Below are 26,001 nucleotides of genomic sequence, written 5' to 3'. Positions count from 1 at the left end.
ATACTATATAAAACTTCTAAAAACAGTTTTTCTTAATCCAAATTCAAATAACAATAAAAAACCGGCTAATAAAAGAAACGGTCTAAATTTTTCGTCATAATTATAAAACTTTAACTCTTCAACATCTGTTGTTTCCAACTTATTGATCTCTTCATATATCTCTTTTAGTTTTTTATTATCTGTTGCTCTGAAATAGGTTCCGTTTGTGATCTTTGCTATTCCTTTCATTAAAGGTTCATCGATTTCAACGGGCATATTTCTGAACAAAAATTCTCCGTTAGGTGCTACTGCATAGGGAGATTGTGCCATTCCGTTGGTTCCTATACCAATGGTATATACTTTAATTCCGTATTCTTTTGCTATATCTGCGGCTGTGAGTGGTTCTATAAAACCGGAATTATTCACACCGTCTGTCAATAAAATAACGACTTTACTTTTTGCCTTACTGTCTTTTAATCTATTTACTGCGGTTGCCAAACCTACGCCAATTGCTGTACCGTCCTGAATTATATTTTCATATTTTACACTTTTCAGTGCTTCAAGAACTACTGTTTTATCACTTGTAACGGGTGTTTTTGTATAGCCTTCTGCGGCATAAACAACCAGTCCTATCCGGTCATTTGGTCTCTCTTTAACAAAATCGGAAGCTACTCTTTTTAAGGCTTCCAGTCGATTCGGTTTCAAATCTCTTGCCAGCATACTTCCTGAAACGTCAATAGCCATTACAATATCAATACCTCGTGTTGTTTTTGTTTTACTGCTGATGTCAACGGATCTTGGTCTTGCCATTGCAATGATCAAGAAACTAAGTGCCAACAATCGCAACACAAACAATGTCGGTTTTAATTTTCCCAAAACGGAAGGTTTTGCTTTAAATCCCTGTAAAGAACTTATTTTCAGCGTTGCGGTCTGTTCATTTCTTGTCCAGAGATACCAGGCTATTGCTACTGGTAGTATTAAAAATAACCAGAAGAACCCCGGATTTAAAAAGGTTACATTAGCCATCGTTAATTCGTTTTTTTAAGTTCTACGGAATTCAAAATGCGTTCTGAAATTTTTACAGCATACTGATCTTCGTCTCTGTAAGTCATTATGATTTCTTGTAAACCATTCTCTTGTAAGAAAATCAGAATCTGATATCCCATTTTTATTTCTTTCTTCTTAACCGGATCAAAAATAGTCATTGTTCCGTATGCTTTTTTACCTGTTATTCCTTGTTTTGTATCATAATCTTCTTGTTTTACAAGGATATTCTTAGCGGTATATTGTGTTTCAAAAGCTTTAATCTTTTCTTCCATGGCTTCTTCCAGACTTATGGTCTGTTTCTCTTCTCCTTCTTTCGGTAACGGAAAGTGCTCTGTTATTATGGTAACATAGAAATTATCTAATAAACTACCGTATAAAAAGCGCTGACTTTCTTTTATGTTGCTGTCATATTCTTGTGTGTCAGAATTCTTATACCTTTTCAGCACTCGCGGAGTCTCTATGAATACGGCAGGATCTCCATAATCACTTCCAACCCATTCTCCTTCAAGCAGCTCTTTTGTACTGTGTCCAAAAATCGAATCTTTTACATTCGTCCATCCTGTACTGGAAATAAAATAACCCACCCCGAGAAATACTACTAATAAAGCGATAACAACTCCAGTCTGAATCCTTTTTTTACGTTTTGCTTTCTGGATAAGCTCTTTTCTGGATTCATCTAATGCTAGTTCTTCCGGCGTTGGCTCCGGAATGGCTTTATCTATTATCGTAATTACTTTTTCTATTCGGTTTCTGTCGTCTGCAATTTCAAAATCCAATGGTTTTGATTTGGCGAATTTTACCAGATCGGCATTTTTCAAAACGTGTTCTAAATTCTCAAGGGTTTCTTGAGAAAGTGACATTTTCTTTTTAATAATAGCAGAACGAAGACCAAGTATCAGTTCATTTGTAGTGCTTTCCATTGCAGGAAGCTCCATTGCTTCTTCGATATAATTTCTGGCAATATCGGTCAGTTCACTGTAATAGTTCTTTACTTCTCCTTTTTGCCAGAGTTCTTTATGTTCTAAATTTTTAAGTAAACTACTTGCTTTTTCTATTGGGGTGGCAAAAACTTCGTTTTCTTCTTTTTTCTTTTTCTTATATTTTTTAATCAGCCAATAGGTCAGAACTGCCAGACCGATCACCAGTAAACCTAATACTATATACTGCCATACTGATTTGCCTACTGGCGGTACTTCCAAAATAGGCTTAATATCATATAATCCTTGTTTTAGGGTATCGACTGCAATATTATTTACCTCAACGTGAAGGGAATCGGTCAAAAAGGGCTTATCATTGATAAACACAGCTACACTTGGAATCGTATATCTTCCTGAATCAAATTGTGTTAAACCATACTTTTTAACCAATTCATACTGATTGTTTTTTTTAACGGTATCTACAGGATAAGACTCTAAAACTTCTAATCGTCCAAAGGTAGGTCCTTCGGGGAAAACGACGTGTGACAATGTGTCAACAGTTGTTTTTAACGTCAGATGAAACTGAGAACCTATTTTAATCTTTGTTGAGTCAGCAGAAGTTTCCACTTTTTTTTGTTGTCCAAAAATAGAAGTTGAAACCAACAATAACAATAGTATATAAAACTTATTTTTTGTCATTTTACAAAATAATTATTCCTGCGTATAGTATATAAATTTAACTTCTTGCTTTAAAGTAGCCTAATAGTTTTGTAACATAGGATTCGTCTACCCGGGTATTTACTACACCGGAACCGCAACGACTGAATGTTTCTTTAAAATATTTCACTTTCTCATGATAATACTTTTCATACTCCATTCGCACTGATTTTGAACCTGTATTAACGATCACGGTCTCTCCTGTTTCAGCATCGGTCATGGCAACCATTCCTACATTCACCATCTTTTCTTCACGAATATCATAAACACGGATACCGGTAACATCATGTTTTTTACCTGCTATTTTTAAAGTCTGTTCGTAATCATCGCTCATGAAATCGGAAATTACAAAAACAATTGCTTTTTTCTTAATTACACTGGAAAAATATCGCAATGCCTGAGAAAAATCTGTTTTATGGCTTTTTGGTTCAAATTCAATCAGCTCTCTGATAATACGTAAAACGTGAGATCTTCCTTTTTTAGGAGGAATAAATAATTCTATCTGATCTGAAAACAATAACAAACCGATTTTATCATTATTTTGTGTGGCTGAAAAAGCAAGCGTGGCAGCAATTTCAGTAATTATTTCATTCTTGAACTGGTTTTTCGTTCCAAAGCTTTCGGAACCACTCACATCAACCATCAGCATCATTGTCAGTTCACGTTCTTCTTCAAATACCTTAACGTAAGGTTCGTTATATCTTGCTGTTACATTCCAGTCGATAGCGCGTACATCATCCCCAAACTGATACTGACGCACTTCGCTGAAAGTCATCCCTCTTCCTTTGAAAGAGGTGTGATATTCTCCCGAAAAGATATGATCGCTCAGCCTTCTCGTTTTTATTTCTATTTTTCTGACCTTTTTTAATAACTCTTTTGTATCCATAATTGTAGTTTTCAGTTTTCAGTCCCGGTTTCCAGTCTCCTGTTTTTCGCTCAGTTTTTAAAACTGAAAACTGAGACTGAAAACTGGTTTAAGGTACTTCAACTTCATTTACAATTTTATTGATAATATCAACAGATGTAATGTTTTCGGCTTCGGCTTCGTATGAAATTCCGATTCTATGGCGTAATACATCATGTACTACTGCTCTGACATCTTCAGGAATTACATATCCTCTACGTTTGATAAAAGCATAACATTTTGCTGCTGTAGCCAGATTAATACTTCCACGAGGGGAAGCTCCGAAACTGATTAGTGGTTTCAAATCTGTTAATTTATATTTTTCAGGGTAACGAGTTGCAAAAACAATATCTAAAATATATTTTTCAATTTTCTCGTCCATATATACTTCACGAACTGCCTGTTGCGCTCTGATGATCTGCTCAACGGAAACAACAGCATTCACTTTTTCATAGGTTCCTTTTAAATTCTGACGGATAATTTGTTGTTCGTCTTCCATTTTAGGATAATCGATCACTGTTTTCAGCATAAAACGATCGACCTGTGCTTCTGGTAACGGATAAGTTCCTTCTTGTTCTACGGGATTCTGAGTTGCCATTACTAGAAATGGTTTATCCAAAATAAATGTGGTATCACCGATAGTTACCTGTTTTTCCTGCATCGCTTCTAATAAAGCCGACTGTACTTTTGCAGGAGCACGGTTAATCTCATCGGCAAGAACGAAATTAGCAAAAATAGGCCCTTTTTTTATTGAAAAATCATTCTGTTTAATATTATAGATCATGGTACCTACAACATCGGCAGGTAATAAATCCGGAGTAAACTGAATACGACTAAATGAGCCGTGAACGGCCTGAGCCAGTGTATTAATCGCTAATGTCTTTGCCAAACCGGGAACTCCTTCAAGCAGAATATGTCCTTGTCCCAAAAGCCCGATAAGTAAACGTTCAACCATGTGTTTCTGACCAACAATTACTTTATTCATTTCCATTGTAAGCAAATCAATAAAAGCACTTTCTCTCTCGATCTTTTCATTAATTGCCCTAATGTCTAAAGTAGCAGAATTTTCTTCCATAATATGATATTTAAAGCTGTGAAATTAGTTTTAATATTTTCATCACGCAAATTGAAAATTAATTTAGAGGATTGATGTTAATATAGCGTTAAAACTTATACAAAGACTATACATTTAAGGATGAATTATGATTTTCTTTTTATATTTTTAAGACCTAAAATAAAATCACCTTGAAAACATCTTTATCTCCCATAATTGCGGGAACAATGAACTGGGGAGTTTGGGATAAAAATCTCAATACTTCCGAAATGGCAAACTTGGTACATGTTTGCATTGAAAATAAAGTTACAACTTTCGATCTTGCTGATGTATACGGAAGCTATACTACGGAAGCAACCTTTGGGGAAGCACTTACAGAAAGCAAAACCAACAGAGAGAGCATACAGTTAATTTCAAAATGCGGCATTCAGCACGTTTGTGAAAACAGAACCAACAAAATCAAATATTATGATTTTTCTAAAAAATATATTATCTGGTCTGTTGAAAATTCTCTGAAAAATCTACAAACAGATTATCTTGATGTACTTCTTTTACACCGACCAAGTCCTCTGATGCGGATTGATGAAATTGCTGAAGCGATAGAACAGCTTAAAAAAGAAGGAAAAATCCTGGATTTTGGTCTTTCTAACTTTACTCCTTCACAAACAGATCTGATTCGTTCACGATTAGAAGTAAACCATAACCAGATACAATTTTCAGCTACACACCATGAGCCGATGTTAGATGGAAGTCTGGATCACATGCAGTTACATAATATTACTCCAATGGCATGGAACCCTCTTGGAACGGTTTTTAGAGAAAATACGGATCAAACGTATCGCCTGAGAAAACTGCTAGCTACTCTTGTAAGCAAATACCATGTAGGTTCGGACATGATCTTACTGGCGTGGATCTTACAACATCCTGCAAACATCCATCCGGTTGCAGGAACGGTTAACGTTGCCCGAATTCAGTCTTTATCCAAAATAACAGAACTGATTTTGGATCAGGAAGATTGGTTTGCTATCTGGACAGAAAGCCTGGGACATAAGGTGCCGTAGTAGCAAAGGTTTAAAGTTACAAAGACTCAAAGTTGCAGAGGTTAGAAGAAAGAGGAAAGAATCAAGAAGAAAGAGAGATATGATGTTTTTGAAATTTTTGCGAACCTTGCGGTTAAAAACATTTACAAATACAAAAAATCAGGAAAGATGAAAAAGAAAACAGCTTTAATTACCGGAGCAACAAGTGGAATAGGAAAAGCAACAGCTCAGTTATTAGCAAAACAGGGTTATAATTTAATCCTATGTGGGAGAAGACAGAAACGACTGGATGAACTACAAAAAGAACTTTCTGCTGAAGCAAAAATCATTACATTGAACTTTGATGTAAGAGATAAAACGTCTGTTTTTAATGCAATTGGATCTTTATCCGGTGAATTTTCTACTATTGATATTCTGATCAATAATGCTGGTAATGCTCATGGACTGGATCCTATTCAGCTAGGAAATACCGATGACTGGGATGCTATGATCGATATTAATGTAAAAGGATTACTGTATGTTTCTAAAGCGGTAATTCCTCAAATGGTGGAAAGAAAAAGCGGGCATATTATCAACATCAGTTCTATAGCGGGAAAGGAAGTTTATCCAAACGGAAATGTATATTGTGCGAGCAAACATGCTGTTGACGCGCTTAATAAAGGAATGAGAATGGATCTGAATCCTTACGGAATTAAAGTAGGTGCAATAAATCCGGGGATGGTGGAAACAGAATTTAGTACTGTTCGCTTTAAAGGAGATTCTGAAAAAGCAGCAAATGTTTATAAAAATGTAGAGGCTCTGCAACCAGAAGACATTGCTGATGTTATTCACTTTGTAGTATCAAGACCGTATCATGTTAATATTGCTGATCTGCTGATCTTCCCGACTGCTCAGGCTTCAGGAACGATAGTAAACAGAGGTTAGATTCTCAGTATACAGTTTTCAGCATACAGGAATCGGATTGTGAAAAGTGAAATGAGGAACAAAGAGAATAATAATGGATGGTATTGAGTAGGCTTTCTTTGAGCCTCTGCATCTTTGTCTATTTTTTAAAACTTTGTCCCTCATTCCACTTCTTACAAAAAACATTTTACATATAACATTTTACAACAATCAGCGGATAACATGATTAACAAACGTCTTTTAATAAAAAATCTATTGGCTCATAATGATGAGAGTAGTTTTTATGATAAAAAACGACAGTTGAATCTACATACTAAAGAGGGGAAAGGAAAATTTTTAAAACATATCTGTGCGTTATCAAACTCAAATCCTACTAACAATTCTTATATTGTGGTAGGTGTTGAGGATCATGATAACGAAATTGTGGGTGACGATTTTTTTGACGACAGCAGAATCCAGAATCTGGTCAATGCTGTTCTGGAAAACCCACCTAAGATTCAATATGAAAATGTTCCGTTTCCTGATTTATCGAAAGATAAAGTAATCGGTTTGGTTACAATCAAACCAAATAATAAAATTACTTCTTTCAAAAAAACAATCGGAAATATTCCTGCCAAATCTATTTTTATAAGACGTGGTAGTAATTCTATTCCATTGGAAGAACCTTTTGAATTCAACCATCAGAATTCAGACACGGTTATTGATATTGAGAACAACTCCAGAAACAGTATCGGATATACACTCGACGGGGTTATTGACTTTATGAATAACCGACATAAGGATATGAATCCACAATATCTCGTTTTTAAAGAATTGTTTGTTGTTTGCTGGGCGGGAAATAAAAAGAAGGTCAAAGATAAAGTTTATTACTCAAGGGTAGATATTGAACTAATCAATGAACAGGTTAAACTATTCTATTCTGCTCTGGATGAAGTCAGTATTATGTATGACAAAGACTCTTTTACAATCACGGAATATGTTATTCTGGGATTAAACGATAAAACAAGTTATTACCCTCTTGAAGAAGTCAGTATCAAATTCTATGAAAATGGATATTATAAGATTGACCGAACATTTTTGTTTGATCCACCACAATATAACCGAAAAATGATGTACCATATTTATAATGCTACTCTTTCGATGATCGGTAAATTAAAAAAAGGAATTCATCTGTCAGAAAGAGAAACTAAGGATATGGAAAACCTGCCTTCTACTCTGATGATCTGTTACCTGAATGGTTTTGAGGAAGCAAAACAAAAACTAATAGATACTAAAGAACTTCTAAAAACACAACTTAATCCAACGGTTTACCTCTCGTTTAAAGAAGCCATGCGGATTTTACGAAAAATGAAATATGATAATTAGTTTTCAGAATTTAAAGGTTCAGAGATTCAAAGGAACAAAGTTTAGAACCGGAAGCAAAGAAGAAAGATCTAAAGTATTCCTTTTTAGTACTCAGTCAACAGTTTTCAGTTAACAGGGCAAACCATCAACTATTTAAACACATAATATACAATGAGCAGAACTTTAGTATTCGGAGATATACATGGTGGATTAAAAGCATTAAAACAACTTTTTGAAAAAGCTACAATTACAACTAAAGACCGACTGATTTTTTTGGGAGATTATGTTGACGGATGGAATGAATCTCCTGATGTTCTGGATTTTTTAATAGAATTAAATCTTTCTCATCAGTGTGTTTTTCTGAGAGGTAATCATGATGAATTACTATATCAGTATCTGACTAAAGGGACAGCTGATATACGATGGCAAAAACATGGTGGAGCATCTTCTGTTTTCTGTTACAGCACTGTTTCACAGAAACGAAAAAACAATCATATTCAGTTTCTGGAAAGTTTACTGAACTATTATATTGATGCTCAAAACCGACTATTTATACACGCCGGATTTACCAGCACGGAAGGGGTTCTTTCTGAATTTTTTCCGGCAATGCTGTACTGGGACAGAACTTTATGGGAAACTGCTTTAGCTCTGGACCCGGAACTGGACAGAAACAGTCTTTCTTATCCAAAACGTTTTCTAATCTACAAAGAGATTTTTATTGGTCATACTCCACTTACGCGAATTGGAAAAACTCTCCCAAAAAATAAATCTTCAATCTGGAATTTGGATACGGGAGCAGCTTTTAAGGGACCATTAACGGTAATGGATATTGATACAAAAGAATACTGGCAGAGTCAAAATGTATATGAATTGTATCCTGATGAGAACGGCAGGAATTAATACAGAATACTTAAAACAAAAAATCTATTAATAAAAAAGGTTAAAGAAATCTGTACCTTTGACACTTATATCTCATTTTATGAAAAAAGTCCACTTCAGTTTACTATTACTTTTTACTTTTTTACTGGCAAAAGCACAGCAAGGAGAAGTAAAACTCAACATGTTCAACACCATTGTTTTGGGTTCTGTAGAACTTGGATATGAACATTTCATTGACGGCAGTCAGTCTATAGGGTTAGAACTTTTTATTAATGATCGGTTTTCTTATCATTCTGAAAAACGTAGTCGGGAATTTAAAACAAATAGTTTAGCTGCTTCTTATAATTTTTATATTTCTCACGAAAACAACGGTTCCGGGTGGGTTATTTCTCCTTTTTTTAAATATCGTTTTGGAAATTATGAAGAGAAAAAAACAATTAATGAAATCCCTGATATAAGAGTAAAAATAGATATGAACAGTGCAATCCTGGGATTAACAGGCGGATATAAATGGGTATATAATCAATTAGCAATTAGCCCTTATGTCAGTATTTCTAGAAACTTTAGTGAAGAAGTAAACGATCGTTTTTCGGCAGTCGAATTTAATGCCGGATTTAGTGTAGGATATCGATTTTAATACAAAAGATTTTGTTTAATAATTTTGTTTTTAAATGAATACTACAAATTATTTAATTATTCTCATCCCGGATTCTATTTATTATCCGGAAGAATCTTTTTTCTGATAAAAAATCACTTTATCCTTACTTAATACTTCTAGTTTGCTCTAAAATATTTATCTTAGATTTTCTTTATTATACAGAAAAGAAATTATAACCTTAAAACCGACATCCCGTTTTGGAAAATAAAAACCAGCAAACAAAAGTAAAAACAGAAATTACAGGTCTAAAAAGAGGATTAACCAATCGTCATATTCAGTTAATTGCCTTAGGTGGTGCAATCGGAACAGGATTATTTCTCGGAATCGGACCTGCAGCAGTCATGGCAGGACCTTCTGTAATAATTGGTTATGCTATAGCAGGATGTATTGCCTTTCTAATTATGCGTCAGCTGGGTGAAATGGTTGTTGAAGAACCTGTATCAGGCAGTTTTAGTCATTTTGCCTATAAATACTGGGGACCTTTTGCCGGATTCTCTTCGGGGTGGAATTACTGGATCTTATATATTCTGGTCAGCATGGCGGAATTAACAGCTATAGGAACTTATGTGCATTTCTGGTATCCGGAAATTCCATTGTGGGTATCTAGTCTGTTTTTCTTTGTTGTGGTCAATCTAATCAATCTTACGAATGTAAAAATTTATGGAGAAGCTGAATTTTGGTTTTCTATCATTAAGGTTCTTGCTATTATTGCCATGATTCTATTTGGTATTTATCTACTAGTTAGCGGATCAGGTGGACCTGAGGCATCTATAACCAACTTATGGAATGATGGAGGTTTATTCCCAAAGGGGCTTTTTTCAACAGATGAAAAAGGTGAACCTAGTGGATTACTCGCAGCAATGGCAATTATCATGTTCTCTTTCGGTGGTCTGGAATTAATAGGAATAACGGCTTCGGAAGCAGAAAACCCGGAAAAAACAATACCTAAAGCAACGAATCAGGTGCTTTACCGTATCCTGATCTTTTATGTAGGAGCATTAATTATTTTATTCTCTCTTTCTCCGTGGAGAGAAATAACAACGGGAAGTAGTCCGTTTGTAACGGTTTTTAACACGATAAAAGGGTATCAGTTCGATTTATTCGGACATACTTTTTATTTTACCAGTATTATAGCAAATGTCTTGAATATTGTAGTCCTTACAGCTTCTTTATCGGTATATAACAGTAGTGTTTTCTGTAACAGTCGTATGCTTTATGGTTTGGCTATTCAAGGAAATGCACCTAAATTTTTATCCAGGTTAAATGGTAATCATGTACCGGTAATGGCAATCTTAGTGTCTGCTGTTTTTGCTGCCATCTGTGTAGTTATCAATAAAGTAATGCCCGAAAAAGCTTTAAATTATCTTATTTCTCTGGTGGTTTCTACTCTAATTATAAACTGGGTAATGATAAGTCTTACGCATCTGTTTTTCCGCCGACAAAAAGATAAAGAGGGAATTAAAACAAAATTTACTTCGTTCTGGTTCCCTATCAGTAATTATATCTGTTTATTGTTCTTAATAGGTGTATTATGTATCATGTGGTTAACTGGCTTAAAAATATCGGTTGAATTGATTCCTGTATGGCTGATCCTGCTGTTTGGCGGTTATAAAATGATGATGTATATAAAGTCTTAAAGTCCAATATCGAAAGTCTTAAAAACTGAAACCAATAAAAAACAGTAGTAAGCTCACGATTACTACTGTTTTAAAAATTATTATTTATATTTTCATTAATCCTATATTATCTTTCAAAACGAAACACCATAAACTTTATAACTGCTCTTTCCTATGACCGGAATATTGAAAAAAGACATATAAGAAAACAAAAATAACAACTTAAAAGTGTCTCTAAAAATACATTTATGCTCCTTAATTTGGTTATTAATTGTTATTAATATCACTGGTAGCGTTTACCCAATAAGGAACAAAACCCATTGTATGATCTACTAAAGGGATTGTTCTGAAAATAACATTTCCTCCTTTTTTATTATGCTCTTTGGCATACTCTTTTGACTGCCAGTAATCAACTGTAACATCTCCTTTTCCATGATAGATATAGAACTTAGCTGAATTTCTCCAGGGTTGGATATCATTTTCATCTAAAGCTTTTCTTATCTCTTTATACTTATTACTTGTTTTATAATTTTTTAAGAAATCTTCTGTATATAAATCTTCCATTTTTGAAGGATAATTAATGGCTCCGTTCCCAATAAAATCTTTAGAAGACAATGTAAGATAAGGCTCTTTCATAATCAACTCAACAGGAATACCAGGATATCTGTTATGTTTATAACCCCAAAGACCATAGGGGAAAAAATAAGGTACATCTGCTTCACCTAATGCAATTGTTTTATCTAAAACCTTATTTAAATTAGCTGGTAACCCACCCACTGTCAATAATTTGACACTAAGATCCCTATTTGCCGGATTAGTTTCTATTTCTCTGACAATAGAGGTTGCAGCAAAGGCTCCTTGTGAATATCCTGTAATGAATAATTGTTCTGAACGTAAATAAACACCTTTTTTTCGTAATTCTTTTTTAGCTTGTCTAATTAATTCCATTGATGTAGATGCCAGTATTTTTTGATCTAAATACGGATGATTAATTTGTCTGTTAGAATCTCCAAAACCAGGATAGTCAATAATAAAAACAGGGTTTTCTGCTGCATTTAATAAGTACGGAGCTATCGCTATAGCACTAATAGCCTGATTTTGCCAAGTCGATAAATCATCAAAAACCCTTGATGGTGATAATCTTTGCTCGGTATATGTACCAGGCGTAACTACTATTAAATTCATATTACTCTTAAACTTATAACGATTGGGATAAAGCAATATTCCTGAAACAGTTATTTTTTTTGCAGGATTTACAGGGTGTGATATCTCAACACTTATTTTTTTAGACGTTACAACGAATGCAGCTAAAAATTTTGTTTGTGAAGAATCTACTTCTACATCTTTTTTTATTCTTGTCATCATATCAGAAAGATCATATCCTTGTTTTTCTATTTCCGATGCTATTGTCTCTAAATCTCCTATACTAAATTCAATAGGATCGGACTGCACGTCTTCTGAAACAACAGATATTACTGAGCTATCAGAATTATCACAAGAACTAAAAAAAGAAACTCCAACTGTAACTAACAACATCCCTAATAAGGGGGGTAATACTTTTTTATACATATTTCATTATTTAAAATTAAAAAGACAAAAATGACTCTTTATATGTTTAAAAAAAAAACAAAAATATACTTTATTTCTTTTTTTTTAATTAATAATTAATTTTTTTAGAATAATAAAAAAAATAAGTTTTGTTTTTTAATTAAAAAAAAATCTATAAAATTTCTACAAAAGATGGTTTTTTAGGCTATTTATTATTGTATTCAGTAGTCAAAACGAATTAATAGCTGAGTTAGAAGCAACTCAGCTAACCATAAAATATTTATTCTGTGGAGAGTAAAAGTAATATTAGGAGAAATAAAAAAACAGAATTGAAGTCTTCTTAACTTTTTGTAGACAAATACCAAACTATCTCTTTTTTGGTAACTATTTTTTCATCTTTTCTTCCATCAAACTCACGTTAAAACAAGCTCTTAGCATTCTGAATATAAATTTCTCTTGGAGATATTGGCACTTTATAATTATAAGCTTCTATACATCTGTTTACAACACCATGCAATCGTAAGGGCCCTTCCCAGTAATCATCAGGATGTACAAAAGCTCTTATTGTTAATTTTAAACGATCTTCGAGAAACTGATCTATTTCAACTCTGATCGGTTGTTCTTTTAAAAATAATTCGTCTTCTCGAATAGCCTCTATTAACAGAGGTTTGAATTTTTCTATATCAGATTTGTATTCCAGTCCAACGGAAATATCTATTCTATAATATTCTTTTTCTGAATAATTATGTAAAGGATTATTGAATAAAGGAGCATTGGGAAGTGTAATCACCTCATTTTGGACAGTACGAATAGCGGTGTTTAAAAAATTGATCTTTTTAACATAGCCGATATTATCACCGGACCGGATCAAATCTCCTACTTTAAACGGCTTTGTGGAAATAATCATTACTCCGGCAGCAAAATTGGATAAACCGCCTTGTAATCCCATTCCCAGACCCAGAGTTGCTCCGCCAATTATCGCTAATATAGAAGTCACTTCAATCCCGATCGTATTTACAGCCATTAATACAACAACCGTTTTAAGCGCAATCACTACAGACTTGATCATAAACACTCCTACGGAAGGGTCAATTTCTTTTTTCTCAACAAATACAATCAGATATTTTTTGATCTGTTTACTGATCCAGAACCCCACAACCAAAATCAGAATTGCCTGTACAACTAAAACTCCATTCCCTACTATTTTCTGTAAATAAGCATCTTTCTGAATACCTTCTAAAAATTCTTTCATGTTAAAAAATCAACTTCTCTGTTATATTTTTACTAATTTATATTTCGCTGAGAGAAACACTATACTGTCCGACAACATCGGTTTTCTATCCGGACAGTATAAATATTCTATTTATAAATCAAACTTAATACCTTGTGCTAAAGGTAATTCAGATGTATAGTTTATAGTATTAGTTTGTCTTCTCATATATACTTTCCAGGCATCTGATCCGGACTCACGTCCGCCACCGGTTTCTTTTTCTCCTCCAAAAGCACCTCCTATTTCGGCTCCTGAAGTTCCTATATTAACGTTGGCAATTCCGCAATCTGATCCTGTTGCTGATAAAAAACGCTCTGCTTCACGCAGATTGTTTGTCATTATTGCAGAGGATAATCCTTGTTTTACTCCGTTTTGTAGCTCAATCGCATTCTCTACTTCTCCTCTATATTTTAATAAATACAATACAGGAGCGAATGTTTCATGTTGTACAATGGGATAATGATTTTCTGCCTCGGCAATTGCGGGCTTTACGTAACATCCGCTTTCATAACCTGCACCGGACAAAACACGTCCTTCTACAATCAGTTTTCCTCCTTGGGCAACTACCTGATCCAGTGCTTCACTATACATTTTTACAGCTTCTTTGTCAATAAGCGGACCTACGTGATTATTCTGATCTAAGGGGTTTCCAATTCTCAGTTGTTTATAGGCTGCTGCTACGGCTTCTTTCACCTTATCATAGATCGATTCATGAATAATTAATCTTCTGGTAGAAGTACAACGTTGTCCTGCGGTTCCAACAGCACCAAAAACAGCACCGATTACCGTCATTTTAATATCGGCATCCGGCGTTACAATAATTGCATTGTTTCCTCCTAGTTCCAGCAGTGATTTTCCTAAACGTCCTGCTACTGCCTGAGCTACTATTTTACCCATTCTGGTAGAACCGGTAGCAGAAACCAACGGAATACGAATATCATTAGTCATCCATTCTCCTACTTTATAATCTCCATTAATCAGACAGGATATTCCTTCGGGAAGATTATTTTCTTTTAATACCTCTGCAATAATATTCTGGCAGGCAATTCCACATAATGGTGTTTTTTCACTTGGTTTCCAAACGCAAACATCTCCTGATATCCAGGCTAATGCAGTGTTCCACGACCAGACTGCAACAGGAAAATTAAATGCGGAAATAATACCCACAATCCCTAGTGGGTGATATTGTTCATACATCCTGTGTCCGGGACGTTCGGAATGCATCGTAAACCCGTGTAACTGACGGGATAATCCTACTGCAAAATCACAGATATCGATCATTTCCTGTACTTCTCCCAGTCCTTCCTGAAAGGATTTACCCATCTCATAAGAAACCAGTTTGCCAAGTGCTTGTTTATTCTGACGTAATTTTTCTCCAAACTGACGTACGATTTCTCCTCTTTGTGGCGCCGGCATAAATCTGAAAGTTTTAAATGCTTCTGTTGCTTTCTGCATTACTTTCTCGTAATCTTCTTTTGAGGTTGTTTTTACTTTTGCAATTAAAGCATTATCTACCGGGGAATGAGATTCAATAATCTCTCCTCCGGAAAACCAGGATGTCCCGGTTGAAGTTCCGTCATTTATTTCTTTTATACCTAATTGTGTTAAGGCTTCTTTGATTCCAAATTGATTTGCGATTGTTGTCATTGTAACTTTTTGATTAGATATTGTTATAGTATTACAAATATAGATTTTTAAAAGGTATAAATCTGAAGTTCGATTTTTGGATTATACGGTTTTACAAAGGTTCTTTTAAACCTTATTGATATTTATACTCAAAACGGTAAATACTTTCTGAAAAACAACATCTTAACATCATTTATCGATAAACATCAAAATTACATATCTAAACGAAATGGGTACAAATCTTCAAAAAACAGATTTATTTCTTCGCTAGAAATTTCGGATCGGATTCCATTACCGTTCCACAATGCTCACAGATTCTTAATTCTTCTGAACTATAGAAATGCTCATAATGGGATAAAAAATCCTTTTCAATATTATGAAGATCAAAATACACTTCATACAGTTTATGGTTACAGTTATCACAATACCAGAGCAAACCGTCCGTAAATCCTCTTCCTGCTCGTTTTCTCTCAACTACTAAGCCTATTGAATTTTCACTTCTGACAGAACAATGGGGTACTTTTGCAGGAAGCAGATACATATCTCCTTCATTTATCTCTATTATCTGTCGTTTCCCTTCCAACTGAATTATTACTTTAATGTTTCCCTCCAACTGATAAAACAGTTCTTCTGTTTCATTATAATGATAATCTTTCCTTGCATTGGGACCTGCAACAATCATAACAATAAAATCATCTGCATCTGCATAAATATTTTTGTTACCAACCGGAGGTTTTAAAAAAGCTCTGTTTTCTTCAATCCACTTATTGAGGTTAAACGGTTTCATCATGGTATTTGGGATTAATTTGTTTTGGTAAAAATAGTGGATATTTTTTAATTGATAGTTGATAGTTTTGCAAGAGGTGAAATGTAAAATGTTATTTGTTTCTCAGCTTTATCTTTAACCGCAAGGAACGCAAAGATTTTCGCGAAGTGCGCAAAAGGTTTGATTGTTTTGTGAAATGTTATTTGTAGCTCAGCCAACTTTAAACCTTGAACTTTAAACAAAATCTTATTCCGTTTCTTTAATCAGATAAATATAAACCGGAAAATGGTCGCTGTATCCAGGTTCTGTAATGGTGTTTCGAAGCGGGTATCCTTTATAAACTCCTGTTCTTTGTGTTAAAAAAGATGTATTAAAAACATTGGCTTTCCAGAAAGTATAGGAAGAATAATCTCCAACAATAAAGGACTGAGTAAGAATCATCTGATCAAACAAGTCCCAAGCATCACGATAAGCTAAAGTACCAATTCCTTTGTTTGACATTTCTTCCATCGGATTATACAACTCAAATTCTTTAGTATCTGCTTTTTTAGCTTTTGCTCGCAATATTTTTTTGATACTCTTATTATTAGGTCCATCATTCATATCTCCCATAGTGATTACTTTAGCTTTGGGGTTAATTGTCTGAAGGGAATCTATACTTTTTTTATTTAATGCTGCTGCTGCTTCACGATAAGGACTGCTTTTCTTTTCTCCTCCCACACGGGAAGTCCAATGATTTACTATAAAATGCATTTCTTCTCCATCCAGAAGACCTGTTACCAGTAACTGATCTCTTGTATACACTTTTTTACCACTTCCATCTACATTATAAAGAACCAATGGAATATTATGTGCACTTATCGGCTGAAAAAATCGAGTCTGATATAAAAAGGCAACATCTATTCCTCTCCGATCCGGAGAATCAAAATGGATTATTCCATATCTTTTATCAATTAACTTAGAATCTCTCACCAGATCTTCCAAAACTCCTCTGTTCTCTACTTCGCTTAAACCGATAATAACCGGAGAATTAGCATTATTATCACCCACTCCAATCTCTGAGATCACATGAGCAATATTACTGATTTTTTTTTCATACTTCTTTGTAGTCCATCGTCTTTTACCTGCAGGAGTAAAATCTTTATCATTTACTCCAGGACTATCAATTGTATCAAACAGGTTTTCCACATTATAAAATGCAATGGTCTGTATTTTAAACTTTTTGTCTTGTGAATACACTTTATTCAACAAAAGAGCAGCAATAAATAAAACGATATGGGTTTTGTTTTTCATTAAGTTAATTTGTAAAATAATTTACAATAGACGCAAATTTAACAATATATGCAGGTAATAGTTTATAAAAACTTATTTTTGGTTTTTTAACAAAACATTGCTTACAAACTAATCAACAGTATTATATTTTATGACAAAAAAACTACTCAGTCTCTTTTTTATACTGCGGCTATTTTTTATCTGGGGTCAGCAATCAACAGGAATTACAGGAAAAGTTGTGGATGCAAAAACACAAAAACCGTTGCAGAATGTCATTGCGACACTTCAAAGCACCACTCTCTCTCAAATGACCAATTCTAACGGAGTCTTTCTTATTGAGCAGATTACAGAAGGAAATCAGATTCTACAGATCAACAGTACCGGCTTTACTTCTCAACGCTTTACACTGGAGTTAACCAAAGATAAAATCTCCGATCTGGGTATTATCTTCCTTGAAGAAGATAGTACTAATGAACAGCAGTTAAGTTTAGTAATTCTCACTGAAAATGACCTGGGTGATGGTAATAACGGTTCTGAAAATACTGCCGGCTTATTACAGGCTACCCGAGATGCTTTTAATCAGGCTGCTGCATTTAATTTTGGTCAGGCACATTTCAGAGTAAGAGGTCTTGACAATGAATATGGGATAACCATGATCAATGGTATTGTCATGAATAAAATCTATGATGGAAGACCACAATGGAGTAACTGGGGCGGACTAAATGACGCAACCCGAAATCAGGAATTTACCAACGGTTCAAGAGCTGCAGACAACACCTTCGGAAGTATACTGGGAACGCAGGTAATCAACACAAGGGCTTCATTTTACAGATTGGGAACGCGTATTTCTTTTACGGGAACGAATTCAAATTACAACGGACGAATGATGGGAACTTTTGCCTCCGGAATGAATCAGAACGGATGGGCTTTTATGATTTCTATTTCCAGGAGGTTTGCTAAAGAAGGTTATTTTGAAGGAACAGATTACAGTGCCAACTCTTTTTTTGCTACCATAGAAAAAAAGATCAATGATAATCATAGTTTAAACTTTACGTCTATTTATGCTCAGAACAGCAGAGGTAAAAACTCTTCTAACACAAAGGAAGTAACGAATCTGACAGATGAGAAATACAATTCTTACTGGGGGTGGCAAAACGGTAAAAAAAGAAATTCCAAAAACAAGGATATTAAAGAGCCCTTGTTTCTATTAAGTCATTACTGGAAAATGGGAGAAAACAACACACTGAACACCAATCTCGCCTATCAGTTTGGTTCTGTCGGAAACAGTCGTCTGGACTTTAACGGAGCAAATAATCCTGATCCGACTTATTATAGAAATTTACCAAGCTATTATTCTACAAAACATGATACATTTGGGGATTATACGGGTAATTCTCCTGAAAATATCGAATTAGCAAATCAGGCAAAGGAATATTTTTTACAGAACAAACAAATTGACTGGGATGCAATCTACAGAGCCAATATGGAAGACCCTAACAAAGAGAGCCTTACTATTCTGTACGAAGACCGAACGGATGATAAACTATTTACGGCAAACTCTGTTTTTAATTCTCCGCTAATGGATCGTATTATACTGAACACAGGGGTTACTTTCCGAAAAGTAAGATCGAAAAACTTTCAAAATTTACTGGATCTTTTAGGAGGAACGTATTATAAAGATATAGAACCTTTTTTTCAGGATGATAAATCTCAAAACAACCTGAATCACCCTGATAGAATGGTGATAAAAGGGGATCGTTTTGGCTACAATTATATTTTATGCGCTAACACTATTACACTTTTTACACAACTGAAATTCAACTATAACAAACTTGATTTTTATGGTGCTTTAAACTATTCCCAATCGGAATATCAGCGTGAAGGTCTTTATAAGAACGGATTATATCCTTCTGGCTCTTTTGGGAAAAGCGATAAAAAAGATTTTAATAATTATGGCATTAAAGGAGGAATTACTTATAAAATTACAGGTCGTCATTTACTCGATTTTAACGGGGTGTATATGACAAAAGCGCCTTCTTTAAGAAACACCTTCCCTAATGTCCGACTGAATAATGATATTGTAAAAGATATGAAAAGCAAATCTATTATAAGTTTTGACGGTAGTTATAGTATCAGAGATCCAAAACTAAAAGTACGATTAACAGGTTATTTTTCAAAAATAAAAGATGTGACAGAAATAAGTTTCTTTTTTGCGAAAGGCATTGGTATCACAACAGAGGAAGGGGAGCTTATTAACACCAACGGTAATGCTTTTGTTACCGAAATTGTAAAAGGTATCGATAAAAAAAACATTGGTGCGGAACTGGGAATCGAATATCAGATTACCAAAACAATAAAAACGATCGCTGTTGCTGCTTATGGTCAGTATATCTATGACAGTAATCCTAATCTTGCCCTGAATGTGGATACTATTCAGTCTCCTATTGATTTTGGTAAATCGGCAATAAAAAAAAACAGACAACCGGGTATGCCACAACAAGCCTATTCTTTAGGCCTGGAATACAGAGATCCAAAATACTGGTGGATCGGCACTAATCTGAACTATTTAGCGGACAATTATCTGGCTATTTCTCCTCTGTTGCGAACTAATAACTTTTTCATCAATCCAAAAGACCCGCAGGGACTCCCTTTTGATGGCACAACGAAAGAAAAAGGAAGAGAATTATTAAAACAGGAGAAATTCAGCAATATCACACTGGTTAATCTGACAGGTGGTAAATCCTGGAGAGTAAGAAGGAAAACTATCGGTTTTTTTACCAGTATCAATAATCTCTTTGACAGAACCTACAAAACAGGTGGTTTTGAACAGGTAAGAAATGCAAATTTCAAAGAACTCTGTGAGGATCTCACTGGACCCAATCGTTCTTTTGGTCCTAAATATTTTTATGGTTATGGAAGAACGTATTTTATAAACCTATATGCCAATTTTTAATTCTATTTAAGAAAACAATACTATTATGAAAACATCTATTTTCAAATCTTTCTTGTTTGTTACTTTATCTGCCAGTACCTTCTCCGGCTGTGTTAGCGACAATGACTATTCGATACCTATTCCGAAATGTACAGACCTTACTATAACACCTAATAAAACGATTCTGGATATTTATAATCAGGCTAAAGCTTCTCCAACCCAATATATTGCTGATGACTCAATTGAAGCTTATGTTGTATCTAGTGATAAAAGAGGGAATTTCTTTAAAACACTGCATCTGCAGGCTGTAGATAATTTTCTTGCTTTTACAATCCTTGCTGATTATTCTAATCTGACAACTTTATATCAGCCGGGCAGAAAGGTACTTATAAAACTAAACGGACTTTATACACAAATCAAAAACGGAGGCCTTGTTCTAGGAACACTGAACAGAACGAATGTGGGACGAATTTCACAGTTTGGCACCCCTAAAGTAATCTTACGTGATTGCAATGCACCTATTCATGAAGAGCTATTAGTACAGCATATCACCATGACCGAAGCACTGTCCTCTGACACTTATCTGAACAAATTAATTGAATTTGACGAGGTACAGTTTAAAGATGATGCGATAGGTAAACCTTATTTTATTACGGGAACTTCCGGTACCAGTCGCGATCTAACAGATAAAAATGGAAATGTAGTTATAGTAAGATCAACTGGTTATACAAAGTTTGGTTTTGAAATTATTCCGAAAAACAGCGGTAAGGTAAGAGGTATTCTGACCCGTTTCGGGACTACTTATCAGTTTACGCCAAGGTCTGAATCGGATATCCAGTTAACAGAAGCCCGATTCTGTGTCAATACTATGCTTAGCGGAACTCCAACCAAAGCAGTGGAATAGTTACTCTGCTAACTTTCAAACTTGCGACATTGAATTTTTAAACTTATCCAACACTTAAGCACTCTAAAAATTAAATAATCGAATAATCCAACCCTCTATTCTCTTGATATTAAAATCAAATCGCTAGCTTTGTTCCTATAAATATTTTTATGTTAGAAAAAGAGCAAATTAAATTCGAAAAGACCGTTATTGTAGGGATCATTACTCAGAATCAGGATGAGGAGAAACTGAATGAGTATCTTGATGAACTGGAGTTTCTGACCTTTACTGCCGGCGGAGAAGTCGTAAAACGATTTTCACAGAAATTAGAGCGCCCTAATCCTAAGACTTTTCTGGGAACGGGTAAAATGGAAGAGATTAATTTATATACAAAGGAGAACAAAATAAACACTGTTATTTTTGATGATGAATTATCGCCTTCTCAACAAAAAAACATCAGTAAAATACTAGACTGTAAAGTACTGGACAGAACGAATCTTATCCTAGATATTTTTGCACAGAGAGCAGAAACATCTTATGCAAGAACGCAGGTTGAACTAGCACAATGTCAATACCTTTTACCAAGATTATCGGGTATGTGGACCCACCTTGAGAGACAAAAAGGGGGTATTGGTATGCGTGGACCCGGAGAAACGGAAATTGAAACGGACAGACGTATTGTTCGTGACCGCATCTCCCTGTTAAAAGAGAAGATTAAAATTATTGACCGACAAATGTCGGTTCAGCGAAGTAATCGTGGTGCAATGGTACGCGTTGCTTTAGTGGGATATACGAACGTAGGGAAATCTACTCTGATGAATGTAATCAGTAAAAGTGAGGTATTTGTAGAAAACAAACTGTTTGCTACACTGGACACAACGGTTCGAAAAGTAGTGATCAGAAACCTTCCATTCTTACTTTCTGACACCGTTGGATTTATTCGAAAATTACCGACTCAACTGGTAGATTCTTTTAAAAGCACACTGGACGAAGTACGTGAAGCAGATTTATTATTACATGTTGTGGATATTTCACATCCTGATTTTGAAGATCATATTCATTCTGTAAACCAAACACTGGAAGATATAAAAAGTGCGGATAAGCCTACTATTATGATCTTTAATAAAATAGATGCTTATAAGCATCTTACAATCGATCATGACGATTTGATAACGGAAAAAACGAAGAGACATTATACACTTGAGGAATGGAAAGCAACCTGGATGTCTACTGTTGGAGAAAACCATGCTTTATTCATATCTGCTACTAATAAAGAGAATTTTGAGGAATTCAGAGAAAAAGTATATGAAACTGTAAGAGAAATTCACATTACCCGATTTCCTTATAACAAATTCCTATATCCTGAATATCAGGAAGCTACTGAAGAAAACAATGAATAACACAAAGGGGGTTGAAAATTTTCAACCCCCTTTGTGTTATTTAAAATGAAGCCTTTTAAAGACCATAATTAATTCCTACACCAAACACTTGTCTGGTTTGAAATCCACTAAAAGCTTTATCATCATATATAGTTTGAAAAGCGATATTAGTAGATAAATATCTGTTCACTTTTAAAACTACGTTTAATTGATAGTCAAGAACTACGTTTTTTGGTTTTTCCAGATAATTACTATATAAATTCAGTATATTTTCAATAGAAACATTAGCCATTATATCTAATTTATAATAAGCAGAAGCATTAAAACCTAATTCATACAGCATGCTTTTACCTTCTTCTACACCAAAATAATTTTTATCCGGTAATGTACGATTACTGTCCACAATTGTAAATCTGGAAGTTAATGGTGCTATGTTTACTTTCAGATTATCACTTTTTTTCCATAACATACCCGGACCAAAAGATAAATAACCCGGAGACAGGAAATTTGTATATTCAGTTCTTATTTCAGCCCCATTAACATCTTTACTGTAATTATAACCTTTAGAAAACTGTGTCTTAAAATTTAAAAAAGCAGAATAATACCAGTATCCTTGTGCTTTCTTTCCTAAAAGAGAATTGAGTTCCAAACGGTCATCTGTTTTTTTTGAAAAGGTACTTGTTCCTGTTTTTGCAATACCGTAAGAAGCTATGATCTTATTGTCCCAGGCCCAGTCTTCTTTTTTATAATTAATATCATAATTTAATCCCAGGTTTCCCGATAGGCTATTATCTCCACCGGCTAACCAGTTCTCAAAACTAGACTGATTAAATAATAAGGACATATTACCTTTTGCTGTCCAGAGCTTTACTGTATCAACCTCCTGTACCCGTAATACCACTGGCGACTCTTCATGTACTGCTACTTTCGTCAAAGCTACTTCTTGTGCCTGTAAACCCACTGCTCCAAGAATACAAAACAAACTAAATACCGCTTTTTTCATCTATTAACTTATTTATTGTTACTTTTTTAAGCACTTGTTAGTATTGGTTCTGAAGACAAAAATAACCGATGTCATCATAAAACTATTTTTTATTAGGGCAAATATAATACTTTTAACTAAAAAAAGTTAATTTTTAAAATGAAAAAATTATTTCTTCTTAAATAAAGGAACGCTTGAGCAGGCTTCACCATACATTATACTCTTTACATGTGGTTGCAAATACTGTGCTACCAGCACATAAGCATTTACCGGAACCGATTTTTTTGAACATCCTTTGATAATCACCGGTTTATCCTGATATACTGAATAATCTATCTGAGATAAGACCTCCTGATACAGTACTGTATCCAGATCTTCAATAGTTCCCTGTATTGTTTTTCTGGCAAAAGGAGCCAGATGTAAAGTAACCAGAATATAAGACCATGCAGGTACAATAGCGCCTGTGCTACAAAAAACTGCAACATACTTATTTTGATACTGTGTCCAGTCATGTTTCTTCAGCAACTCCCTAAAATCTTTTTCTTTTAAAAGAATCCCCTCATAAAGCCATTGTGCAATATCAACCTGTGCATGATCTTCATCAGGATAATAATCTTCTAGATCAAACACCATCAAAGCGCTATTAGCAACCCTGTTTATAATTTCTTCAGCCATAATAAAAGGTTTATAATTTGAGATTCTCTGCTAAAAACTCATTCAGACACTGTGTACAAACTAAAACCAGTTCTTTATTTATAGCTTGTATCAGTATTCTGTCATTTAGTTTTTTCTGTTCTTTATTTCTGTCTTCCAATAAAATGGACTCTGTATCACATTCCGGGAAAAAACGGGAAAAAAGACCTTTATCAACAATCGTTACTTCTTCATTTTGTATGTCAGAATACACTTCGTTTTTCTTAATCTGAATGTATCTTATATCCTGTTTATCAACAACCTTTTTTTTATATAACAGGTCTGCAATTACAGGAGAAACGGAAACCTTAGATCCGATAGCATGTATGGAACAAATCATGTTCATTTATTCTTAAAATCATAATTCTGTTTAACTGCTAATTCTTTTTGGAAGAGCTTAAAGCATTCCCAGTTCAAATTTAGCTTCTTCACTCATAAGGTCTTTACTCCATGGCGGATCAAAAGTAATTTCTACTTCTGCTCCTTTTACATTATCAATAGACCTGATCTTTTCTTCTACTTCCTGAGGCAGTGATTCTGCTACCGGACAATTAGGTGATGTCAATGTCATTAATATCTTCACTTCGTAGTCTGTGTTGACCATTACATCATAGATCAAACCCAGTTCATAAATATCCACAGGTATCTCCGGATCATAAATGGTTTTTAATATTTTTACGATCTCTTCCCCTAATAGGTTTGTGTCTATAATAACTTCTTCGCTCATAATTTAATTTTTTGAATCAAATGCTAATGCATACATTTTAATTTGTTTAATCATTGATACCAATCCGTTGGCACGTGTTGGAGAGAGGTGCTCTTTTAACCCTATTTGATCAATAAAGTCCATGTCTGCCTTTAAAATATCTTTTGCTTTCTGGTTTGAAAACACACGAATCAGAATAGCAATAATTCCTTTGGTTAGAATAGCATCGCTATCTGCTGTAAAAACGACATTCCCTTCTTTTTCTTCTCCCTGCAACCAAACTTTTGACTGACAACCTTTTATTACATTCTCTTCTGTCCTATATTTTTCATCAATCAGAGGAAGGCTTTTCCCTAATTCAATAATATATTCATAACGCTGCATCCAGTCGTCAAACATTGAAAATTCATCAACTATTTCATCTTGTATTTCCTGAATTACCATTCTTATTTTTTATTTGATATTTCTATCACTTTGTTTACTATTTTCTCTATCTCTTTTGGTGGATTACCAGCATCGAAACTATCTGACTGATAGGTTTTATCTTTATAAACCACTTTCAGATTAGCATGTAAGGCACCGTCATGCGCTCTTTTATCTGTAGGAGCTTTCATTTTTTCTATCGAATTCACATCCACTTTTTCCAACAGACTCAACAGCTCTTTCCAGTCATTTTTACTAATCTTAGATTCTGTAATCTTTTCTGATGAAGCATCATGAATCGTAAAAATCGTATCCTGTTTTGCAATGATCTTACTATAAGAACCTCTGGTTAAGGTTTCATATTCAAAAGAAATGTTTTCACTTTCTTTTTTTAAATCTGAATTGCAACCTTTTCCAAAAAGAACAACTAAAAATAATAGAGGTATTGTTTTCATATTAATTC

Annotated in this window: 24 protein-coding genes; 9 read left to right on the top strand and 15 right to left on the bottom strand. The window is 34.3% G+C overall.

The genetic code is table 11. The features are described from left to right. Positions 1-3: 3 nt before the first annotated feature. From AC4FQX_RS11495 to AC4FQX_RS11480, 4 genes are all read right to left on the bottom strand, one after another. Positions 4-1,005, bottom strand: a complete 1,002-nt coding sequence (locus tag AC4FQX_RS11495) for a vWA domain-containing protein (RefSeq protein WP_491167845.1) — start codon at positions 1,003-1,005, stop codon at positions 4-6. 2 nt (positions 1,006-1,007) lie between these two features. After that, entirely contained in the window at positions 1,008-2,642 is a 1,635-nt protein-coding gene (locus AC4FQX_RS11490) for a hypothetical protein (protein ID WP_491167844.1), read from the bottom strand. Between the two features lie 37 nt (positions 2,643-2,679). Next, positions 2,680-3,546 (bottom strand): DUF58 domain-containing protein, encoded by an 867-nt coding sequence (locus AC4FQX_RS11485; RefSeq protein WP_491167843.1) that lies wholly within the window; start codon positions 3,544-3,546, stop codon positions 2,680-2,682. Between the two features lie 88 nt (positions 3,547-3,634). Further along, positions 3,635-4,639, bottom strand: coding sequence for an AAA family ATPase (locus AC4FQX_RS11480; RefSeq protein WP_491167842.1), 1,005 nt, complete (start codon positions 4,637-4,639; stop codon positions 3,635-3,637). Positions 4,640-4,809: 170 nt separating this feature from the next. Here AC4FQX_RS11480 and AC4FQX_RS11475 point away from each other — a divergent pair, with 170 nt between their 5' ends. From AC4FQX_RS11475 to AC4FQX_RS11450, 6 genes are all read left to right on the top strand, one after another. Then, complete coding sequence (locus AC4FQX_RS11475) at positions 4,810-5,679, top strand: aldo/keto reductase (protein ID WP_491167841.1); 870 nt, start codon at positions 4,810-4,812, stop codon at positions 5,677-5,679. A gap of 147 nt (positions 5,680-5,826) precedes the next feature. Next, complete coding sequence (locus AC4FQX_RS11470) at positions 5,827-6,582, top strand: SDR family NAD(P)-dependent oxidoreductase (RefSeq protein ID WP_491167840.1); 756 nt, start codon at positions 5,827-5,829, stop codon at positions 6,580-6,582. Positions 6,583-6,783: 201 nt separating this feature from the next. Then, positions 6,784-7,926 carry an ATP-binding protein gene (locus AC4FQX_RS11465; RefSeq protein WP_491167839.1) on the top strand — a complete coding sequence of 381 codons (1,143 nt, stop codon included), beginning with the start codon at positions 6,784-6,786 and terminating at the stop codon, positions 7,924-7,926. Positions 7,927-8,076: 150 nt separating this feature from the next. Continuing rightward, positions 8,077-8,805, top strand: a complete 729-nt coding sequence (locus AC4FQX_RS11460) for a metallophosphoesterase (protein ID WP_491167838.1) — start codon at positions 8,077-8,079, stop codon at positions 8,803-8,805. A 79-nt stretch (positions 8,806-8,884) separates the two neighbouring features. Next, positions 8,885-9,421, top strand: coding sequence for a DUF3575 domain-containing protein (locus AC4FQX_RS11455; protein WP_491167837.1), 537 nt, complete (start codon positions 8,885-8,887; stop codon positions 9,419-9,421). A gap of 218 nt (positions 9,422-9,639) precedes the next feature. Continuing rightward, positions 9,640-11,079 carry an amino acid permease gene (locus AC4FQX_RS11450; RefSeq protein WP_491167836.1) on the top strand — a complete coding sequence of 480 codons (1,440 nt, stop codon included), beginning with the start codon at positions 9,640-9,642 and terminating at the stop codon, positions 11,077-11,079. A gap of 246 nt (positions 11,080-11,325) precedes the next feature. On the opposite strand, the gene AC4FQX_RS11445 is transcribed toward AC4FQX_RS11450, so the two are convergent. From AC4FQX_RS11445 to AC4FQX_RS11425, 5 genes are all read right to left on the bottom strand, one after another. After that, positions 11,326-12,627: a hypothetical protein gene (locus tag AC4FQX_RS11445; protein ID WP_491167835.1), complete on the bottom strand. Its 1,302-nt coding sequence runs from the start codon at positions 12,625-12,627 to the stop codon at positions 11,326-11,328. A 397-nt stretch (positions 12,628-13,024) separates the two neighbouring features. After that, positions 13,025-13,858, bottom strand: coding sequence for a mechanosensitive ion channel family protein (locus tag AC4FQX_RS11440; RefSeq protein WP_491167834.1), 834 nt, complete (start codon positions 13,856-13,858; stop codon positions 13,025-13,027). Between the two features lie 111 nt (positions 13,859-13,969). Beyond that, positions 13,970-15,523 carry an L-piperidine-6-carboxylate dehydrogenase gene (gene amaB / locus AC4FQX_RS11435; protein WP_491167833.1) on the bottom strand — a complete coding sequence of 518 codons (1,554 nt, stop codon included), beginning with the start codon at positions 15,521-15,523 and terminating at the stop codon, positions 13,970-13,972. 235 nt (positions 15,524-15,758) lie between these two features. After that, positions 15,759-16,292: a 3-hydroxyanthranilate 3,4-dioxygenase gene (locus AC4FQX_RS11430; RefSeq protein ID WP_491167832.1), complete on the bottom strand. Its 534-nt coding sequence runs from the start codon at positions 16,290-16,292 to the stop codon at positions 15,759-15,761. A gap of 222 nt (positions 16,293-16,514) precedes the next feature. Continuing rightward, a complete protein-coding gene (locus tag AC4FQX_RS11425; RefSeq protein ID WP_491167831.1) occupies positions 16,515-17,561 on the bottom strand; it encodes an endonuclease/exonuclease/phosphatase family protein in 1,047 nt (348 codons plus the stop codon). 130 nt (positions 17,562-17,691) lie between these two features. Between AC4FQX_RS11425 and AC4FQX_RS11420 the strand changes: the two genes are divergently transcribed. From AC4FQX_RS11420 to hflX, 3 genes are all read left to right on the top strand, one after another. Then, positions 17,692-20,493 carry a carboxypeptidase-like regulatory domain-containing protein gene (locus tag AC4FQX_RS11420; RefSeq protein ID WP_491167830.1) on the top strand — a complete coding sequence of 934 codons (2,802 nt, stop codon included), beginning with the start codon at positions 17,692-17,694 and terminating at the stop codon, positions 20,491-20,493. Between the two features lie 25 nt (positions 20,494-20,518). Next, entirely contained in the window at positions 20,519-21,376 is an 858-nt protein-coding gene (locus AC4FQX_RS11415) for a DUF5689 domain-containing protein (RefSeq protein WP_491167829.1), read from the top strand. A 149-nt stretch (positions 21,377-21,525) separates the two neighbouring features. Next, a complete protein-coding gene (gene hflX / locus AC4FQX_RS11410; protein ID WP_491167828.1) occupies positions 21,526-22,755 on the top strand; it encodes a GTPase HflX in 1,230 nt (409 codons plus the stop codon). Positions 22,756-22,810: 55 nt separating this feature from the next. Here hflX and AC4FQX_RS11405 read toward each other — a convergent pair whose 3' ends face one another. The 6 genes from AC4FQX_RS11405 to AC4FQX_RS11380 all read right to left on the bottom strand — a co-directional run bounded on the left by AC4FQX_RS11405 (position 22,811) and on the right by AC4FQX_RS11380 (position 25,993). Continuing rightward, the gene (locus AC4FQX_RS11405; RefSeq protein ID WP_491167827.1) at positions 22,811-23,737 is read right to left on the bottom strand and encodes a DUF3078 domain-containing protein; all 927 of its coding nucleotides are present in this window, start codon (positions 23,735-23,737) and stop codon (positions 22,811-22,813) included. 147 nt (positions 23,738-23,884) lie between these two features. Continuing rightward, a complete protein-coding gene (locus AC4FQX_RS11400) occupies positions 23,885-24,391 on the bottom strand; it encodes a DUF2480 family protein (RefSeq protein ID WP_491167826.1) in 507 nt (168 codons plus the stop codon). A 10-nt stretch (positions 24,392-24,401) separates the two neighbouring features. Then, positions 24,402-24,749 carry a hypothetical protein gene (locus AC4FQX_RS11395; protein WP_491167825.1) on the bottom strand — a complete coding sequence of 116 codons (348 nt, stop codon included), beginning with the start codon at positions 24,747-24,749 and terminating at the stop codon, positions 24,402-24,404. Between the two features lie 57 nt (positions 24,750-24,806). Further along, a complete protein-coding gene (locus AC4FQX_RS11390; protein ID WP_491167824.1) occupies positions 24,807-25,136 on the bottom strand; it encodes a DUF59 domain-containing protein in 330 nt (109 codons plus the stop codon). Between the two features lie 3 nt (positions 25,137-25,139). Beyond that, positions 25,140-25,559, bottom strand: a complete 420-nt coding sequence (locus AC4FQX_RS11385; protein ID WP_491167823.1) for a SufE family protein — start codon at positions 25,557-25,559, stop codon at positions 25,140-25,142. Positions 25,560-25,561: 2 nt separating this feature from the next. Then, positions 25,562-25,993: a hypothetical protein gene (locus AC4FQX_RS11380; protein ID WP_491167822.1), complete on the bottom strand. Its 432-nt coding sequence runs from the start codon at positions 25,991-25,993 to the stop codon at positions 25,562-25,564. Positions 25,994-26,001 lie beyond the last annotated feature (8 nt).

The sequence above is a fragment of the Flavobacterium sp. AK-301 genome, assembly GCF_058310215.1.
The sequence above is the reverse complement of the archived record's forward strand: the minus strand, read 5'-3'. Positions and strand labels throughout refer to the sequence as shown.

Excerpts from the sequence above, each read along its gene's own strand:
- AC4FQX_RS11495 (WP_491167845.1), bottom strand. The coding sequence starts at position 1,005 with ATGGCTAATGTAACCTTTTTAAATCCGGGGTTCTTCTGGTTATTTTTA.
- AC4FQX_RS11490 (WP_491167844.1), bottom strand. The coding sequence starts at position 2,642 with ATGACAAAAAATAAGTTTTATATACTATTGTTATTGTTGGTTTCAACT.
- AC4FQX_RS11485 (WP_491167843.1), bottom strand. The coding sequence starts at position 3,546 with ATGGATACAAAAGAGTTATTAAAAAAGGTCAGAAAAATAGAAATAAAA.
- AC4FQX_RS11480 (WP_491167842.1), bottom strand. The coding sequence starts at position 4,639 with ATGGAAGAAAATTCTGCTACTTTAGACATTAGGGCAATTAATGAAAAG.
- AC4FQX_RS11470 (WP_491167840.1), top strand. The coding sequence starts at position 5,827 with ATGAAAAAGAAAACAGCTTTAATTACCGGAGCAACAAGTGGAATAGGA.
- AC4FQX_RS11465 (WP_491167839.1), top strand. The coding sequence starts at position 6,784 with ATGATTAACAAACGTCTTTTAATAAAAAATCTATTGGCTCATAATGAT.
- AC4FQX_RS11460 (WP_491167838.1), top strand. The coding sequence starts at position 8,077 with ATGAGCAGAACTTTAGTATTCGGAGATATACATGGTGGATTAAAAGCA.
- AC4FQX_RS11455 (WP_491167837.1), top strand. The coding sequence starts at position 8,885 with ATGAAAAAAGTCCACTTCAGTTTACTATTACTTTTTACTTTTTTACTG.
- AC4FQX_RS11445 (WP_491167835.1), bottom strand. The coding sequence starts at position 12,627 with ATGTATAAAAAAGTATTACCCCCCTTATTAGGGATGTTGTTAGTTACA.
- AC4FQX_RS11440 (WP_491167834.1), bottom strand. The coding sequence starts at position 13,858 with ATGAAAGAATTTTTAGAAGGTATTCAGAAAGATGCTTATTTACAGAAA.
- amaB (WP_491167833.1), bottom strand. The coding sequence starts at position 15,523 with ATGACAACAATCGCAAATCAATTTGGAATCAAAGAAGCCTTAACACAA.
- AC4FQX_RS11430 (WP_491167832.1), bottom strand. The coding sequence starts at position 16,292 with ATGATGAAACCGTTTAACCTCAATAAGTGGATTGAAGAAAACAGAGCT.
- AC4FQX_RS11425 (WP_491167831.1), bottom strand. The coding sequence starts at position 17,561 with ATGAAAAACAAAACCCATATCGTTTTATTTATTGCTGCTCTTTTGTTG.
- AC4FQX_RS11420 (WP_491167830.1), top strand. The coding sequence starts at position 17,692 with ATGACAAAAAAACTACTCAGTCTCTTTTTTATACTGCGGCTATTTTTT.
- AC4FQX_RS11415 (WP_491167829.1), top strand. The coding sequence starts at position 20,519 with ATGAAAACATCTATTTTCAAATCTTTCTTGTTTGTTACTTTATCTGCC.
- hflX (WP_491167828.1), top strand. The coding sequence starts at position 21,526 with ATGTTAGAAAAAGAGCAAATTAAATTCGAAAAGACCGTTATTGTAGGG.
- AC4FQX_RS11405 (WP_491167827.1), bottom strand. The coding sequence starts at position 23,737 with ATGAAAAAAGCGGTATTTAGTTTGTTTTGTATTCTTGGAGCAGTGGGT.
- AC4FQX_RS11400 (WP_491167826.1), bottom strand. The coding sequence starts at position 24,391 with ATGGCTGAAGAAATTATAAACAGGGTTGCTAATAGCGCTTTGATGGTG.
- AC4FQX_RS11395 (WP_491167825.1), bottom strand. The coding sequence starts at position 24,749 with ATGATTTGTTCCATACATGCTATCGGATCTAAGGTTTCCGTTTCTCCT.
- AC4FQX_RS11390 (WP_491167824.1), bottom strand. The coding sequence starts at position 25,136 with ATGAGCGAAGAAGTTATTATAGACACAAACCTATTAGGGGAAGAGATC.
- AC4FQX_RS11385 (WP_491167823.1), bottom strand. The coding sequence starts at position 25,559 with ATGGTAATTCAGGAAATACAAGATGAAATAGTTGATGAATTTTCAATG.
- AC4FQX_RS11380 (WP_491167822.1), bottom strand. The coding sequence starts at position 25,993 with ATGAAAACAATACCTCTATTATTTTTAGTTGTTCTTTTTGGAAAAGGT.